The 18276-nt window shown below is 36.8% G+C and carries 11 protein-coding genes, 1 rRNA gene and 1 pseudogene; 11 read left to right on the forward strand and 2 right to left on the reverse strand.

What is annotated here, in order from left to right; all coding sequences use genetic code 11:
- The first annotated feature begins 5 nt into the window (after positions 1-5).
- From HMPREF9456_RS03515 to HMPREF9456_RS03555, 9 genes are all read left to right on the forward strand, one after another.
- Complete coding sequence (locus tag HMPREF9456_RS03515; protein ID WP_006842081.1) at positions 6-1571, forward strand: site-specific DNA-methyltransferase; 1566 nt, start codon at positions 6-8, stop codon at positions 1569-1571.
- Between the two features lie 11 nt (positions 1572-1582).
- Positions 1583-2689 carry an AAA family ATPase gene (locus tag HMPREF9456_RS03520; RefSeq protein WP_006842082.1) on the forward strand — a complete coding sequence of 369 codons (1107 nt, stop codon included), beginning with the start codon at positions 1583-1585 and terminating at the stop codon, positions 2687-2689.
- Between the two features lies 1 nt (position 2690).
- Positions 2691-3347 carry a DUF4276 family protein gene (locus HMPREF9456_RS03525; protein ID WP_006842083.1) on the forward strand — a complete coding sequence of 219 codons (657 nt, stop codon included), beginning with the start codon at positions 2691-2693 and terminating at the stop codon, positions 3345-3347.
- A 3-nt stretch (positions 3348-3350) separates the two neighbouring features.
- Entirely contained in the window at positions 3351-5969 is a 2619-nt protein-coding gene (locus tag HMPREF9456_RS03530; protein WP_006842084.1) for a DEAD/DEAH box helicase, read from the forward strand.
- 775 nt (positions 5970-6744) lie between these two features.
- The gene (locus tag HMPREF9456_RS03535) at positions 6745-7323 is read left to right on the forward strand and encodes a hypothetical protein (protein WP_006842085.1); all 579 of its coding nucleotides are present in this window, start codon (positions 6745-6747) and stop codon (positions 7321-7323) included.
- A 352-nt stretch (positions 7324-7675) separates the two neighbouring features.
- Positions 7676-8242 (forward strand): alkyl hydroperoxide reductase subunit C, encoded by a 567-nt coding sequence (ahpC, locus tag HMPREF9456_RS03540; protein ID WP_006842086.1) that lies wholly within the window; start codon positions 7676-7678, stop codon positions 8240-8242.
- Positions 8243-8308: 66 nt separating this feature from the next.
- Positions 8309-9859 (forward strand): alkyl hydroperoxide reductase subunit F, encoded by a 1551-nt coding sequence (gene ahpF / locus HMPREF9456_RS03545; protein WP_006842087.1) that lies wholly within the window; start codon positions 8309-8311, stop codon positions 9857-9859.
- A 191-nt stretch (positions 9860-10050) separates the two neighbouring features.
- Positions 10051-11031, forward strand: coding sequence for a GSCFA domain-containing protein (locus HMPREF9456_RS03550; protein ID WP_006842088.1), 981 nt, complete (start codon positions 10051-10053; stop codon positions 11029-11031).
- A 12-nt stretch (positions 11032-11043) separates the two neighbouring features.
- Complete coding sequence (locus HMPREF9456_RS03555) at positions 11044-13515, forward strand: bifunctional UDP-N-acetylmuramoyl-tripeptide:D-alanyl-D-alanine ligase/alanine racemase (protein WP_006842089.1); 2472 nt, start codon at positions 11044-11046, stop codon at positions 13513-13515.
- 196 nt (positions 13516-13711) lie between these two features.
- Here the strand turns inward: HMPREF9456_RS03555 and HMPREF9456_RS03560 are convergent, their stop codons facing one another.
- Both HMPREF9456_RS03560 and HMPREF9456_RS03565 read right to left on the reverse strand, forming a co-directional pair.
- Positions 13712-15022 (reverse strand): solute carrier family 23 protein, encoded by a 1311-nt coding sequence (locus tag HMPREF9456_RS03560; protein WP_006842090.1) that lies wholly within the window; start codon positions 15020-15022, stop codon positions 13712-13714.
- Between the two features lie 246 nt (positions 15023-15268).
- Complete coding sequence (locus HMPREF9456_RS03565) at positions 15269-17326, reverse strand: acetate--CoA ligase family protein (protein ID WP_006842091.1); 2058 nt, start codon at positions 17324-17326, stop codon at positions 15269-15271.
- A 106-nt stretch (positions 17327-17432) separates the two neighbouring features.
- Between HMPREF9456_RS03565 and HMPREF9456_RS17535 the strand changes: the two are divergent.
- A pseudogene (locus HMPREF9456_RS17535) lies at positions 17433-17553 on the forward strand (acyltransferase family protein); the annotation flags it as partial.
- A gap of 554 nt (positions 17554-18107) precedes the next feature.
- Positions 18108-18276: ribosomal RNA gene (locus HMPREF9456_RS03570) — 16S ribosomal RNA — on the forward strand; the annotation flags it as partial.

Consider the following 18276-nt stretch of genomic DNA (forward strand, 5'->3'; position numbering starts at 1 on the left):
GAATAATGCCAACACTCAATTGGATAGGAAAAGACAAGGTAATCAATCATCATTTGGATGTACCCTACCGCATACTCGAAAAGCAATATACACACAATGCCGAAGGGAGCGAGAATAAAATCATTCACGGCGATAACCTAGAGGCTCTCAAATCCCTATTGCCCGAATACGAAGGGCGCATCAAATGTATCTACATAGACCCCCCATACAACACAGGAAACGAAGGATGGGTGTACAACGATAATGTGAACGACCCCAAAATAAAAAAGTGGTTAGGCGAAGTGGTAGGCAAAGAGAGCGAAGACCTTACACGCCACGACAAATGGTTGTGTATGATGTATCCACGTCTTAAGTTGTTACACCGCTTATTGGCTGACGATGGAGCAATATTTATATCTATTGACGATAATGAATTTGCGAATCTTAAGTTGATTTGTGACGAAATTTTTGGAACAAATGGTTTTAAATCTGTTTTTATATGGAAAAGTCGTCAGATTGTGGACAGTAGAAACCAAACAATGATTTCGAAAGACCATGAATATATATTGACATATGGCAAATCTGAATCTTTTAGCCTAAAGGGAAGAATATCTGATAAATCTAAATACTCAAATCCAGATAATGACGAAAGAGGGGCTTGGATGAGTAATAGTATTCTTGGGCTAGCCAATAAGGAACAAAGACCAAACTTACATTATTCTATTTTAGACCCTGATACAGGTATAGAATACGATTGTCCTCCTGATACAGGATGGAGATACTCAAGAGAAACAATGGAGCAAAAAATTAAGGAAAAAAGAATTTTTTTTCCAACGAAAAAGAATGGTCGCCCACGAGAAAAAAAATATTTGAATGAATTAGCTAGTGAATTTACTGGTTTTTCTACTATTCTACCAGAAGATGTAGGTTATACAATGAATGGGACAAGAATTCTTAGAGAAATAGTTCCTGAGTCAAAATTTAATTTCCCTAAATCGTTCGAGTTAGTAAAAACTTTAATAGAACAAGCTACCGACAAAGACTCCATCGTTCTTGATTCCTTTGCAGGCTCAGGCACAACGGCTCATGCAGTTCTTAACCTCAACAAACAAGACGGAGGCAACCGCAAGTTTATTTTGGTAGAGATGGAAGATTATGCTGATGACATAACCGCCGAGCGTGTAAAACGTGTAATAGACGGATATGGAGAGGGCAAAAGTGTAGAAGGTACAGGGGGCGATTTTTCGTATTACGAATTGGGGCAACCGATGTTTATCGAAAACGACTACCTCAACGAAGAATTGCCTCTACAAGAAATACACCGCTATATTTGGTACACCGAAACAGCTTGCCCATTCGATGAATCTACAAAAGAGCATCCGCACCTGTTGGGCGTAAACGATAACTCGTCTTACTATTTTTTTTACGATAAGGATAGTTTGACAACTTTGAACCATGAATTCTTGCAAACAATCAAGCAGAAGAGTGATACTTATGTCATCTATGCCGATAATTGTGTGCTGCCAAAAGAATTTATGGCGAAAAATAATATTATCTTTAAAAAAATTCCACGAGACATTACAAGATTTTAATTAATAAAATCATGGTTGAATATATAAAAATACAAGGCTTCAAATCAATAAAAGAAGTCGAATTAGAACTAAAGCCGGTTAATATACTGATAGGAGGCAATGGCGCAGGGAAGAGTAACTTTATTTCTTTTTTCAAACTGCTAAATGCTATAGCTAATAGACGACTACAACGTTTTCTGTTGGAAGAAGATGTGGATAAGTTACTATATTTTGGGCGAAAAACAACATCAGAACTATATGGAAAAGTTGTTTTTACAGAAGGCGATGAAGATAATAATGCTTATTATTTTAATCTAATTCAGAATAATATAGGTGGATTATTTATTGATGTAGAAGGTTCGGGATATAGGGTTGAATACGACAATGATAGCTATAATTATTTCAATAATCGAAATTTGGAAGAAAGTGAATTTGCTCGTTCTACTGAATATAAAAGGAATCGGATTTTAAATAATTATCTAGCTTCTTTTAGGGTATTTCATTTTCATGATACATCTAACACTTCCTTTTTGCGTAAGGGATGTGATATTGCAGACAATTCGTACCTCAAACCTGATGGGCGAAACCTGCCAGCCATGCTTTATTTATTGAAAGAAGTACATCCTATAATGTTCACTAGAATAGAGAAGATAATACAATCAATAGCCCCTTATATTTCAAAATTTATATTAGAACCAAGTGCTTTGAACAGTAGGGAAATAGAGTTGCGTTGGGTAGATAAAGGAGACCCCGAATCTAATTTTTCAGCATATCAGTTATCCGATGGTACACTCCGATTCATAGCCCTTGCTGTATTGCTGATGCAACCAAATCCTCCGAGTGTTATCATTATTGACGAACCCGAATTGGGACTGCACCCTTTTGCTATCGGCAAACTGGCTGGAATGATGCAAATTGCATCCAATAAAGCACAAATAATAGCTGCGACACAGTCTCCGAGTTTAATCAGCAATTTTTCTCCCAATGATGTCATCGTTATTGACAAAAGCGAATCTGAAAATCAAACAGTTTTTAGCCGACTAAATGCAGATACATTGGCAAGTTGGTTAGAAGATTATACTCTAGGTGACTTGTGGGAAAGAAATATTATAAATGCAGCACAACCTTTTCAAAAATAAGATGAAACGAGCTATTATTATATGCGAAGGACCAACTGAACAGTCATTTTGCAATGATGTGTTGATGCCATATTTCAGTCAACTTGAAATATATTTGGAAGTTCCTACTATTAAGAAGACTGGTGGAGGTATTGTTGGTTGGGAAGCATTAAAATATCAAATAGAAAAATATTTGAAGCAAGACACTTCGGCTTTTGTTACCACATTGATTGATTACTATGGCTTGTATGCCCATCATAAATACCCAAAATGGGATGAGGCTGAAAGAGAAACAAATAGAGTCGAGCGCATGTATATACTTGAAGAAGGGATGAAAAATAATATACGAGAAGATATTAGAAATAGGTTTATCCCATATATACAGTTGCATGAGTTTGAAAGCATCCTTTTTAGTGATATCGGAGTGTTCGATAGAAATTTTGAAGAAGAAGAGTTCTTGAATTATGAATATCTCGTGTCTACTATTAATGACAATCCTAATCCAGAGCTAATTAATAATGGAATAACAACTGCTCCTTCTAAAAGATTGGAGAATAGCATAAAAGGGTATAAAAAAGTTATATATGGAGCTTTGCTTGCTCATGACATAGGGCTGATAACGATTAGGCAGAAATGTTCTCATTTTAATAACTGGATAGAGCAATTAGAAAATATATAATAAATGGAACTAAAACCATATCAACAACAAGTGCTTGACGACCTGACTTTGTACCTCGACAAAGTACAGGAAACTAAAGATATACAAAGTGCATTTTCTCAATTTTGGTACAACCACCCTCGTACACCGTTAGTACCGACATTGGCAACGGTTATAGAGCCTTACAAGAACAATGTAAAGGGTGTGCCTCATGTATGTATAAAAGTGCCTACAGCAGGAGGAAAAACTTTTATAGCAAGTAATGCACTGAAAAATATCTTCGATGCTTACGACAGTACAAACGCAAGGGCTGTTGTTTGGCTTGTTCCGTCCATTACCATACTGGAGCAGACTCTCAAAAATCTGCAAGACCCTTATCATCCATATCGTCAAAAGATAAACACTTACTTCCGCAATCGTGTGGAGGTATATGATAAAAACGCTCTGTTGAATGGTAGTAACTTCAATGCCTCAACCGTAAAAGAAAACCTGAGCATCTTTGTGCTGAGTTTCGACAGTTTGAGGGCAAGAAAGAAGGAAGACCGCAAAGTGTTTCAAGAAAATGGGAATCTGCTGTCTTTTGAGTCCGAATTATCATCGGAGGAAGAAATAACATTAATGAACATTATCCGTTCGCTCAATCCTGTTGTGGTAGTAGACGAAAGTCATAATGCCGAAACAGACTTGAGTGTGGAAATGCTTCAAAACCTCAACCCTAGCTTTATTCTCGACCTGACAGCCACACCACGCAACAATAGCAATATTATCAGCTTTGTAGACGCTTTCGAGTTGAAGAAAGAAAATATGGTTAAACTGCCTGTTATTGTCTACAATCAGCACGACAAAACGGAAGTCATAGCCTCAGCCATCAAGATGCAACGAAAACTGGAACAAGAGGCTAAAGCAGAAGAAAAAGCAGGAGGTAAATATATTCGTCCTATTGTCTTATTGCAAGCTCAACCTAAAAGCAAAGAAGACAATACTACTTTCGAGAAAATAAAGGACATACTTATTAAAAGCCGTATACCCGAAGGGCAGATAAAAATCAAGACTGCTACAATAAACGAAATAAAGGGTATAGACCTTATGGCGAAAGACTGTGAGGTGCGTTATATAATTACTATCAATGCCTTAAAAGAAGGATGGGATTGTCCTTTTGCTTACATTCTTGCCTCTCTTGCTGACAAGACAAGTGCGGTAGATGTAGAACAGATATTGGGTCGTATATTACGTCAGCCTTATGTGATGAAGCACAATAGTGAATTGCTCAATATGAGCTATGTGCTGACAGCCTCATCCAAGTTTCAAGATACACTTCAAAACATAGTTAAGGGACTGAATAGAGCAGGATTTAGCTCAAAAGACTATAAGCTTGCCGACCCTGCACAAATAACAGGAGAAGCCTCGAAGCAGACACAAACACCTGAGCCATTATCAAGTTTATTTAGCGGTTCTACCGATATACCCGATACAGAATCAGACGATTTTGGCGATGTGAATATTGACGCAATTACAGACGTGGTTACAGGCAAAGTCGATGAAATAGGAACAGATGCCACGATTGAAACAATTACCGAAACAGCACGAAAAGAAAATGCGGATATGGAAGACGCTTTATCTGCTTTTTCAAAAGACAACAAACAACCAGTACCAAGTGACTTATCTAATCTCGTCAAAACAATTACCATAAAAGACGTATTTGAAGAGGAAGCGAAAAAGATTCGGATACCTCAATTCTATATGGGACAAACATCCACTCTTTTTGGAAGCGAAGATATAGCCGTAGACAGGAATAATCTTCTGGATGGTTTCCCTTTGGAAAAAGCAAGCATTGATATTGATTTTTCGACAGTCAGTTCCGAAATGTACAAAGTAGATTTGGATACTACCAAGAAAGATAGTACACCTACTTACTTAAAAATTGACGGTAAAGACAGAGATATTTTAAGCACTTATCTGTCAGCACCAACAACCACTACCAAAGGTAAAATAAACGCTTTGTCGTCGTTGGTAAAAAAGAATATGGGAACAATGTATCCTATTCCCGACCAAAAGATAGATGCTTACTTGAAACGAATTTTCGAGACATTCGACAATGACCAATATTTCAGCTTCATAGACAATCTATATTCTCATTCACAACGGATAAAGAAAAAGATAAATGAGGAAGCGAACCTGTATGCTCGCAAACAATTCAGAAAACTGCTTGATACAGATAAGATTGAACTGAAGCCTACTTATTTTTTTGCTGCAACTATAAATCCACTCAACACTATAGACTATCTTCCTAAGTCATTATATGAGAAAGAAGGCAAGATGAATGAGTTTGAGAAGGACGTTATCAATGAGGTAGCTAATATGTCGAATGTGTTGTTCTGGACTCGTAATTTAGAACATTCAGGCTTTAAGCTAAATGGTTTTATCAATCACTATCCAGATTTTATTATTATAACCAAGAAAGGAAACGTGGTTATTTTGGAAACTAAAGGCGACCATCTTGAGGCAGTCGAAAAAATAGAACTGGGTAGACTATGGGAGGCTAAAGCGGTAAAAGGATTCAAATACTATCTTGTATATAAAGACAGGGATGTAGACGGAGCATACCGCAGAGATGAATTTTTAGAAATAATGAAAGAGTTGTAATTCTTTTAAAATATTTAATGTGAGAAAAGATATTTTAGAAGAAGACTATTGTGTTTATTATTAGATGTATACGTTTATCTTTTTTTGTATTTTCTACCTCCTCTTATATATATAATATCCAGAAACGAGACTTCGTAAAAATAGGCCCAAAAAAAAATAATATATATATATATATATATATATGGAATACGCAAACAAGAGTATACCCACCCTCTTATTTTTCTTATAGTGAGTAGCTTATTTTAGATGTAGTATGATAAGGTAAAAATATTTTAATAGACTTATTCTTGTATTACAACAGGTCTGACGTATTAAAAGGAAGACTATCTTTTTCTATGTTTTTGATAGCACAATAATAAAACGGATAAAAAGATATAAATTGATATATGTATCTGAATATTTTTGTAGTTTTGTACACGATCATGTATAGATTTTAATCTTTATATTGTGATACTCTGTAATCAATTGAATTATAGATTGTTTGATTTTTTTTTGCTCTATATATGATTTGCCTAATGAATTTAGTATTAACCGCCTTTGTGTATATGTTTTTGTATATATCTCAAAAATGACTAAATATAATTAGTTGATATACAATAAGAAATAAAAGAGAAGTTGACTGTCGGGACGACAACCTTTTCTTTTTTATACATCTTTTCGTATGCATCTTATATTATTATATATTACTTTTATTTTATAACATGGAGATAAAAGAGTAAGGTGTGAAAAATTAATTAAGTCTTCCCCTTAAGTTGTTTATCAAAGAAATAATATAATGAAGGTCCCTCTAATTTATTTTCTTTGTATCATGATGGTTCTTCTTTCTTGTTGCTCAAATAAGAAAGAGCTGAACCTATTTCAGAATGAGGGACGCTTGATAAAGTATACTCAGAATATATATAATGAAGCTTATAAATTGGAAGTGAAAATCTACTATTATAATCTCGACCTAAAGGGGTTTAATTTAGAAGATACTACTATCGTATACCCTATGCATAAACAAATAATTAATCTGTATAAAGGTGATTCTTTGATATCAGAAATAAAATTTCCAATAGAATCTGAGTATATAAAGGTTGATACATTGATAATGCTACGCTATTATATCGTTGATGTAGGATTTGATGAGATAAATAATCAAGAAGTGATTGTCTTTTATGGAGGGAGCAATAGGGATTATATTACAGAGTTTCTGGGAGCAACCAATTTAAGAGGAGAATGGATTAGTTATCATTTAGGGACTATGTATGAAAATATATATGAATATAATAAGGCTTTTTTCTTTAAGGGTGTCGATTCTTATACTTTACATAAATTAAATAGAGTATTACCTTTATCCTTTCATTGCAATTAGGAGATTCTTAAGAACTAATTTAGGATTGATTTATCGATAATCTCTTATGGGCAGAGTATATTCCTTAATGCGTTAGATTTATTATATTTATTTTATGAGTGTAACTTTTTGTTTTACACTCTGAGTAATTCTTTCTTCCCTCCCCTCTAATTTTACCCACACAAAGACTATAAGTACTTCAATCCATACTCACAGTCGTGCAATCAATTCCAATATTCTACCAGTGGAAGCACAGGAATAGGGTTATAGATAAATTCTATTGAAATATATTTGCGTATAAATAAAAACTATATATCTTTGCGGTGTATAGATAAAAAACATAAGTATAATTTAGGTATAAATAAAATTTATCATGAAACCTATTATTAATTTACAATTACCGGAGTTTAAAGTACAAGCTTATCACAATGGAGCTTTTAAGACAGTGACACATGAAGACGTAAAAGGGAAGTGGGCAATCTTCTTTTTCTATCCTGCCGATTTTACATTTGTTTGCCCGACAGAACTTGTTGATGTGGCTGACAAATATGATCAACTGCGAGCAATGGGTGTAGAGGTGTATTCTGTAAGTACAGACTCACATTTTGTGCATAAAGCTTGGCATGATGCATCCGAAAGTATTCGCAAGATCAAATATCCGATGTTAGCTGATACCGTAGGAGTACTCAGCCGTGCATTTGGCGTCATGATCGAGGAAGAAGGAATGGCTTATAGAGGAACTTTCCTTCTAAATCCAGAGGGACAAGTTAAGATTGCCGAAATTCATGACAATGGAATCGGGCGTAATGCAGACGAATTGCTTCGCAAGGTGGAAGCTGCTCAGTTTGTAGCAACACACGACGGTGAAGTTTGTCCTGCTAAATGGAAAAAAGGCGAAGAAACATTGAAACCAAGTATAGATCTGGTTGGTAAGATTTAATATTCAAATTTGCAGACCGGCTTAACAAAGCCGGTTTTTAAATCAACCTCATTAAAAATAAAATGCATGTTAGACTCATCTTTTAAAGAACAATTACGCTCGATATTCTCTGAACTGAAAAATCAGTATACATTAAATATTACTGCTTCCGACCAGCATGAATCCTATCGTGAACTTGTAGATCTTCTCGATGATGTGGCTTCTTGTTCCGATAATATTTCCTGTCAGATTAATAAAGGTGAAGGGTTCGAGTTCTCTTTATTGAAAAATGGAGAAGATACACGTATTAAATTCAGGGGAATACCTAACGGACATGAGTTTACCTCTTTATTATTGGCTATACTGAATAGTGACGGCAAGGGGAAGAACATCCCTGACGAATTTGTTGTAAGCAGAGTTAAAGCTCTTAGAGGGCCTATACATCTTACTACTTATGTATCACTGACGTGTACCAATTGTCCTGATATTGTTCAGGCGCTTAATGTTATGACTACTCTCAACGCTGAAATATATCACGAGATGGTAGATGGAGCGATAAATCAGGAAGAGGTTGATGCTCTTAAACTGCAAGGGGTTCCCGCTATATTTGCTGATGGTAAGTTGATTCATGTAGGTCGTGGTGAATTTGGTGAATTGTTATCCAAATTGGAAGATCAGTATGGTAGTAGAGAGGTGGCAGATAATAATCCAACAGTCAGAGAGTATGATGTAGCTGTAATAGGCGGAGGTCCCGCAGGAGTTGCCGCATCTATTTATTCGGCTCGTAAAGGTTTAAAGGTGGCCTTGTTGGCTGAACGCATAGGAGGACAAGTAAAGGAAACAGTAGGAATAGAAAATCTGATTTCTGTTACCAAGACAACAGGTGAAGAGCTGTCGAACAACCTCAAAGTACACTTACAGGATTATCCTGTCGATATACTCGAGCATCGAAAGGTAGAGAAAGTAGAGTTGATTGATGGTAAAAAATCAATATCCGTTGTAGGCGGAGAAAAGATAATTACTACCGCTGTGATAATAGCTACAGGCGCCAGTTGGAGAAAACTCAATGTACCCGGCGAATCGGATTATATAGGAAAAGGAGTCGCTTTTTGTCCTCACTGCGATGGGCCATTTTATAAAGGTAAAGACGTGGCTGTTGTAGGCGGAGGAAATTCGGGAGTAGAGGCTGCAATAGATCTTGCGGGTATTTGTACTAAAGTAACTCTATTTGAATATGCAGAAGAACTTAAGGCTGATAAGATTTTACAAGAAAAAGCAAGAAGCCTCCCTAATGTAGAGATCATACTGAATACCCAGACAACAGAGGTGATCGGTGACGAGAAGGTTACCGGAATAAAAGTGAAAGACCGTACTACCGGTGAAGAGCGTATCGTCAATCTAAACGGCATTTTTGTACAAATCGGATTGGCTCCTAACAGTTCTGTTTTTAAAGATCTGGTCGATGTAAATCGTTTTGGAGAAATAGCCATCGATACTCATTGCCGTACGAGTATACCCGGTGTTTATGCAGCCGGAGATGTCACAACTGTGCCTTTTAAGCAAATTATAATAGCAATGGGCGAAGGTGCAAAGGCTTCTCTTTCGGCATTTGAAGACCGTATGCGGGGAGTTATTTGATATAAGAATAGCGTATTTTCGTCTGCATGACGAGATATTGAAGAAGGAAAAATTACAGGTATATGTTACTTGTAATTTTTTTTGTCTGTAAATGTATGAATTAAAAAATACGATAAAACTTTATCTTCAAGTTTCGAATAATTCCATGCAATCTTTTTACCTTTACTTGTGTTTAGTAGTGTTTATAAAATATGGACTTCAGAACAAAAATAGAAATTCCAACACCAGACTTTAAGATATCTCATAAGAGTCATATTGTGATATTTGGCTCTTGTTTTGCCGAGAATATGGGTAAACTGTTTGTGGAAAATAAATTCAATGTAAATCTCAATCCTTTCGGGATTCTCTACAACCCTTTATCTATTAGTCAGGCTTTGAGGCTGCTTATCGATGAAAAGAAGTTTACTGAGAAAGATATTTTTGAATACAAAGGACTTTATCAAAGTTTTTGGCACCATGGATCTTTTTCTGATGTAGATAAGGGTAAATGCCTGCAAGGGATAAACCTCAGTTTGAGGAATGCATCAAAGGATATTCGCAAGGCCGATGTCCTTTTTGTTACATTTGGAACAGCGTATGTCTTTCAGTCTTTGAAAGAGAATATGGTAGTCGGGAATTGCCATAAACTGCCTGCTACGGAATTCGAACGTTTTCGTCTTTCTGTTACAGATATTGTAGCAGAGTGGGAAGGTTTGGTAAAGGATTTGAGAAAAATAAATCCATCGTTGCGAATAGTGTTCACGGTGAGTCCTGTTCGTCACCTCAAAGATGGAGCTCACGATAATCAGTTGAGCAAATCTACTCTGCTTTTGGCTGTAGATAAAATATGTAGCATGGTAGAAGGTTTGTACTACTTCCCTTCTTATGAAATTGTTTTGGATGAATTACGTGATTATCGATTCTATGATGAAGACATGACTCATCCGAATCAGATAGCCATTAAATATATCTGGCAACGATTGTCAGAGACATATTTTGATGAAGAAGCTCCTCCGATAATAAAAGAATGGCAGAAAATATATCAGGCTCTAAATCATAGGCCTATAAATAACCAAAGTGATGATTATAAGCATTTTTTAAGGCAAACTTTGTTAAAGTTGAAAGCCTTCAATAAGAAATATCCATACATTTGTTGCGAACAAGAAATTGTGGATTTGGAAAACAGATCTTAATTAAAAAGAAGAATGAAATATTCTATACATCAAGTAGCTAAGATAATTGATGCTATGCCAACCGATCTGAACGAAACTGCTATTAGTATTTTACTTACTGACAGCCGTCAGGTCTTTTTCCCCGACGAAACATTATTCTTTGCCCTTAAGACTAAGAATAATGATGGACATCGGTATATCTCCGAGCTTTATGAGCTGGGCGTTCGCAATTTTGTAGTATCTGATTTACAACCCGAGTGGGAAGAATATGAAGATGCAAACTTTCTTGTAGTGGTACATACGCTATTTGCTCTTCAACGTCTAGCTGCATATCATCGCAATCAGTTTAATGTGCCTGTTATTGGTATTACAGGTAGTAACGGCAAAACGGTGGTGAAGGAATGGCTTTACCAAGTGCTTCATCATGATTTTAATATTACGCATTCTCCACGAAGCTATAATTCTCAAATAGGTGTTCCTCTTTCTGTTTGGCAGATGAATAGCCATACACAATTGGGCGTATTCGAGGCAGGGGTATCTCAACCTGAGGAGATGGCAAAGCTCGAGGCGATTATAAATCCTACTATTGGTATATTTACCAATATCGGACAAGCCCATCAGGAAGGGTTCAAGTCTATGAAACAAAAATGTCTCGAAAAGCTGGAACTTTTTATAAATTGTGATGTCATTATTTGTGAAGAAGAGAATGAGCTTGTCGACGAATGCATGGAGATAGCTTGCCTTTCTCATAAACGTCTGACATGGTCTCGTAAAGGGTCTAATAAAAGCCCATTGCATATAATGAAAGTTGAAAAACTAGGAAATTCTACAACCATTCATTATTCTATTTTGGGAATGGCCTCTCAGTTTACGATTCCTTTTGCTGATAATGCCGCTATCGAAAATGCGATTCAGGTATTGGCTACTGCCATTTATTTGCACTTACCCTTACCCGATATTAATCAACGTATGGCTGATCTCGAGCCGGTTGCAATGCGTCTTGATGTACGCCAGGGGAAAAATAATACAATACTGATAAATGATACATACAATTCTGATATAAACTCTTTGGGAATTGCTCTTGACTTTCTGGCTCAAAGAGCAACGGATAGCCAAAAGCGAAAGGTGCTTATCATATCCGATATTCCACAGTCGGGGTTAATCCCTAAAGAACTGTATTATTTGGCATCTAATCTGGTGTTGAATAAAAAAATAGATGTACTTATCGGCATCGGTAAAGAAATCTCTACATATAAGGATTTGTTTAAGAATGACGAAATGCATTTCTTCAACACGACCAATGACTTTATCCATTCGAATATATGGAGCGATTTTCATGATATGTTTATTTTACTCAAAGGGGCACGTAGTTTCTCATTTGAGAGTATAAATAAACTGTTGGAAGTGAAAACGCACGAAACAGTGCTCGATATAGATTTAGATGCAATCGTTCATAATTATAACTTTTATAGATCAAGGCTGAATCCTAAAACCAAAATGGTATGTATGGTTAAGGCTGATGGTTATGGTACAGGAGCAACAGAGGTAGCAAAAACATTGCAGTATCATAAGTGTGATTACCTGGCTGTAGCTGTAGCCGAAGAAGGTGTGTTCCTGAGAAAACAAGGTATAAAAGTTCCTATTATTGTTCTCAATTCGGAAGTAGGGGGATTTGAAGAATTGGCGATGTATGCTCTCGAACCCGAAGTGTATAACTTCAGAATATTGGATGCTTTTATAAAGGAAGCCAAATTGCAGGGAATTACAAATTATCCGATACATATCAAAATAGATACAGGGATGCATCGGTTGGGATTTACAGAAGAAGATATTCCGGAATTGATGGAGCGCATTAAGTCACAAACAGGAGTGCGTATCCAATCTGTTTTCTCTCATTTAGCGGCAAGTGAAAGTTGGAACTTTGATAATTTTACAGTTGATCAGATCAAAACCTTTAAGAAAATAACGAAAGAAATAGAGAAGAACTGCCACTATCAGGTAATGAAACATATCCTTAATTCGGCTGGGATAGAGCGTTTCCCTAACGAGCAAATGGATATGGTGAGGCTGGGTATAAGTCTTTATGGAGTAAGTGCAAGTGGTTTGAACGGACTTCGTAACGTTTGTACCTTGAAGACCACCATTCTACAAATCAAAGATATCAAGGCCGGAGAAACTGTTGGTTATGGACGTAAAGGCCATTTCGATAAAGATGCTACAATAGCTACTATCCGTATTGGATATGCCGACGGACTTAGTCGTCAGTTTGGCAACGGGGTTGGTAAGGTGTTGGTGAATGGACACATGGTTCCTATCGTTGGAAATATTTGTATGGATCTATCAATGATCGATGTTACCGGAATAGAGGTGAAAGAAGGAGACTCGGTAGTCATCTTTGGAGAAAACCCATCCGTAGTAGATTTGGCTAAAGAAATAAATACAATCCCTTACGAAGTACTAACGTCTATCTCTAGTAGGGTGAAACACATTTATTACAAGGAATAAGTTTCGTTAAGCATATAGCAATTGATGAAAAATAATGATGTATTTGTTCCATTGTAAAAAACTCCATATTACTCTTTTTACTCTGTGGTTTAACAAAAAAAGATAAGAGCGAATGTGACAACAATCCCTTTTTATAACTTATAATAATAGAGGCTGCATTTTGCAGCCTTTATTATTATATATATGTAATTGTTTATTACTCTTTAAACATTTCATCAAAATCTACAACCTGCTTGCCCGGCAATACTTGATTAAGTACAACCCCAATTATAGAAGCCAGCGCCATTCCTTCCAACGAAAATACTTTGCCGATATGTATTGCTGCTCCCCCGATACCAATAACAAGGATAACGGAAGATATAATAAGGTTGCGCTTACGGCTAAAGTCTACTTTGTTTTCCACAAGCATGCGTAGCCCGCTGGAGGCTATTATACCAAACAAGAGGATGGAAACACCACCCATTACCGGAGTAGGTATAGTAGATAGTAAAGCGGATATCTTACCACAGAAACCAAACATAATAGCAAAGATTGCTGCACCTACAAACAAATAGATACTGAAAGCGCGAGTTATCGCTAATACTCCGATATTTTCTCCATAAGTAGTGTTCGGCGGTCCTCCTAATGTAGCTGCTATCATAGTGGCAACCCCGTCACCGAGCATAGAACGATCTAGTCCCGGGTCTTTGATCAGGTCTTTGCTAACCACTTTACTCAAAACAAGCTGATGCCCGATATGCTCAGCGATAGGAACTATAGCAACAGGAACCATCATTAAGAATACTCTCCATGTGAAAGAAGGTGTATAATGAACAAATGGAATAGCGAAAGACGGCATTTCTATCCAGTTTGCTTCAATTACGTGTTGCACATCTACAACTCCTAAGATAATAGAAAATACATACCCGCCAATTATACCTACCAGTACAGGAATAACACTAAGGAATCCGCGTGTGAAAATGGCAGTAAGAATTGTTATGGTAAGAGTTACTAAACCGATGAGGACATATGTAAGGTCATAATCTCCTGCAGGATTATTGGTGGCCATGTTAACGGCTGTAGCCGCAAGTCCAAGTCCGATGACCATAATTACAGGTCCTACGACTACCGGAGGAAGCAACTTCATCAGCCACTGTGTACCGGCTCTGTTTATAATCAGTGCAACTACCGAATAGGTAACCCCCACAAGGAAACTACCCACAAGGAAACTACCCATACCTACACCCGACGAAGGATCGAGTTCCAGAGCTTTCACAGCTATAATGGGATTGATAAAAGCAAATGATGATCCCAGATAAGAAGGGACTTTGCCTTTTGTGATGGCTATAAATACCAATGTGCCGATACCACTCGAGATAAGAGCCACTGCAGGACTCATGCCTGTGAGAGCAGGAACAAGCACGGTTGCTCCGAACATGGCAAATAGATGTTGGATACTCAATAATAGCCATTGGGCGGGTTTAGGCTTTTCTGAAATACCTAAAACAATTTTCTTTTCTTCTTTCATTTTTGAGCGTTTGATATTTGTCTGTTGCACATAAAAAAAGCCGAGAACGAAATGTCCGGCTTTATATTTTATATTTACTATTTATTCAAAATTCTTCGTTTTCATACCTATAGATTTTGTCGGCAATAAAGGTAGTATATTTCTGAAAAATAATGAAATACTTCATAAAAAGATTTTTCAAAAAAAAGCAATACCAGCCAAGATATACTTTTGCCGATACTGCTTCTTCACTATAAATAATCAATGCTATTTTTCTATTCTGATCCTTGCATCCACGGCTATAACTCTTTCTTCGTTAGCCAAAAGTGGGTTGATGTCCATTTCTTTTATTTCAGGAGCAAACCGAAGCATGATCGATAAGCGTACAATGATTTCTACAAATAACTTTTCGTTTAAGCCTTTTTGTCCACGTGTGCCCTTTATTATTTTATATGCTTTTAGTGATTGTACCATCGAAGAAGCTTCATCAAAACTTAAAGGTGCAAGACCCGATGCTACGTCTTTCAGTATTTCTACAAAAATTCCACCCAGTCCACACAAAACAATGTGACCGTATGTAGGTTCATATTTTGCCCCGATAAAGAGTTCTTGTCCCGATAGCATCGGTTGTACCATGACGGCTGTGGTATCGGTGATTTTCATCAAACGGTCAAATTCGATTGATAAATGGTTTGCCGAATGTATATTTAATACAACACCTCCTACATCCGATTTATGAATAGGACCTACGCACTTTGCTACAATCGGGTATCCGATTTTGTCGGCAAAAACGATAGCTTCATCTCTGTTGGCTGTCACTATTTCTTGTACTTGTGGAATACCTGCGGCGTCAAATAATTGCTTAACCGTTTCACTATCTATATATCCGTCAGCAGAGTTGCTGATAATAGTTCTTATGCGGGGTATATCAACAGATATATCTTCTATTTTGCCCACCGATGGGGGTGTCCAGGAGACAACTTTAGAGAGGGCATTTGCTAAGGCATACTCATCTGTAAAATTGACATGCCCTTTCTTTACAAAGGTCTCCATTTCTTCCGATGCTGCTATCACCGATGGCAATATCGGGTATATAGGTAGTTTGCTGGTTTTTATTTTTTTATCCAGCATGTTGTAGGCCTCAGCCACATTGCTTACACCGGGGTTTCCGTATATAACGGCTATCCCATTTATTTCTTTAAAGTATGTTTCGCAAAAATCGATGCATGTAGCCATGTGTTCACCCGTTCCTGTTCCTATAATATCTATAGGATTAGATACTGCGGCTCCCGGAAGGAGATGCTTCTTTAGTTCGGCAGCCAAGTCTTTATCCAATTCAGGAACATCGATATTCCCTTTTGATAGAGCGTCTGTTAATATTACGGCAGGACCACCTGCTTGAGTAATTATAGCCAGATTTCGTCCGTTTATTTTCTTTAATGTCAATACTGCTGCAACATTCGCAAGTTCTTCGCGCGAGTAGCAGCGTATAATTCCCGCTTTTCTGAACAGGGCTTCAACGGCAGAGTCGGAACTCGCTATTGCTCCCGTATGAGAAGATGCTGCACGACTGCCCGATGTGGAGCTACCCGATTTTATAGCAGCTATTTTACACCCCTTATTGATGAGGGAAGACGAATGAAGAAGAAACCTATCGGGGTTACTAATTTTTTCTAAATAGAGAAGTTTTATTTTAGGACTGGTTTCCGGATCAAATTCTTTATCCAAATATTCCAATATATCTTCAATTCCTATCTGAGCGGCATTCCCAATTGACCATGCTGAGTTAAATCTCAGTCCAATACGCATGGCAGATTCTATGATATAAGTAATTGTTCCTCCCGAACTGGAGATTATATCTACTCCATTCGTATCGAGGCTCGGTATAGGACGAGTGAAAATGCTTTGATGATTCGTATTAAAGAAACCTGAACAATTAGGGCCGATCATGATAGCTCCGGCTTTGTTTACGATTTCTATAAGTTGTTTTTCTCTGATAGCACCCTCTTCAGACTCTTCACTAAATCCGGCCGAAAATACAATAAAAGCTTTCACTCCTTTTTTATTTGCCAAATAGTCTACAGTCTCTATGCATTGGTTGGCAGGTATAGATATAATAGCAAGATCAGCTTGAGGGATATCTTCAACTTTGGTATAGGCTTTAATGCCTTGTATTATGCCTCCTTTCGAATTTACAATATATAGCTCTTTTTCGAATGTTCCATTTATAATATTATGCAAAACACTCCCTCCCGGTTTCAAAATGTTATCAGAAGCGCCGACTATGACAATGCTTTTGGGGTTTATTAATTGGTTATAAGACATAAAACTGGTTTTGAGTGTTATTTTGCACAAAAATAATGAAATAATATCATAGCTAAGGAATCTATTTTTATAATATAAAACATGTTTTATTATAGTAGACCGCGCATGTCGGTTCTTAGGAGATATTTCTTATCCCTTATATATGGTTCATTACCCTTTTATATATCTGTTTGAAATTTTATGATACGCCGGTTCGAAAATATTTAGGGAATCGATTTCTAAAATAAAAAAGTAACATTTAATCCTTTTATTTATTCTTTTATTTCTATCGGCTAAGTCGGATTTTTGTAGTTTGGTATTTTCTTTAGTGGGTGCTTTTCCGATCGTTTCGCTTTTTTCCTATTTGTTTGATTTGTGGGCTTAGATCGTTCTCCTCTTTCATTTGATGTTTTTTCTTCAAAAAATCATCAAGGAAAAATATGTTTAACAACAGTTTGCAAATAAGGTATATAGGTATTAACTTTGTAGTTCTGCCAAAAAATATTTTAAAATTAATTGGTAAAAGATTTGGAGTGTAAGGAAAAGGTTATTACTTTTGCACCCGCTTTACCGATAGAGCCGGCGGGTTTTCGAGAGCGAGTTTTGGCAACAGACAAGATTTAGAGCTAGGGACTCGGACGGTGAAAAAGGGAAAAGCGATTAGAAAACGATCTTTGAAATAATGACAACATATGAGTGTAGTACAATAGCACTTTGGTGCTAAGAAATATTATACCGTCAATTTACTTAATAAGTAAAAAGAGCAGGACAGGATCACGAAAGACTTAGAAAAAAAGAATATACAAAGAAGAGTTTGATCCTGGCTCAGGATGAACGCTAGCGATAGGCCTAACACATGCAAGTCGAGGGGCAGCATAGAGTAGCAATACTTTGATGGCGACCGGCGCTACGGGTGAGTAACACGTATGCAACCTACCTACATCAGGGGAATAACCCGGAGAAATTCGGAC

Origin of the sequence: Dysgonomonas mossii DSM 22836, assembly GCF_000213575.1 — a bacterium.
Taxonomy (GTDB): Bacteria; Bacteroidota; Bacteroidia; order Bacteroidales; family Dysgonomonadaceae; genus Dysgonomonas; species Dysgonomonas mossii.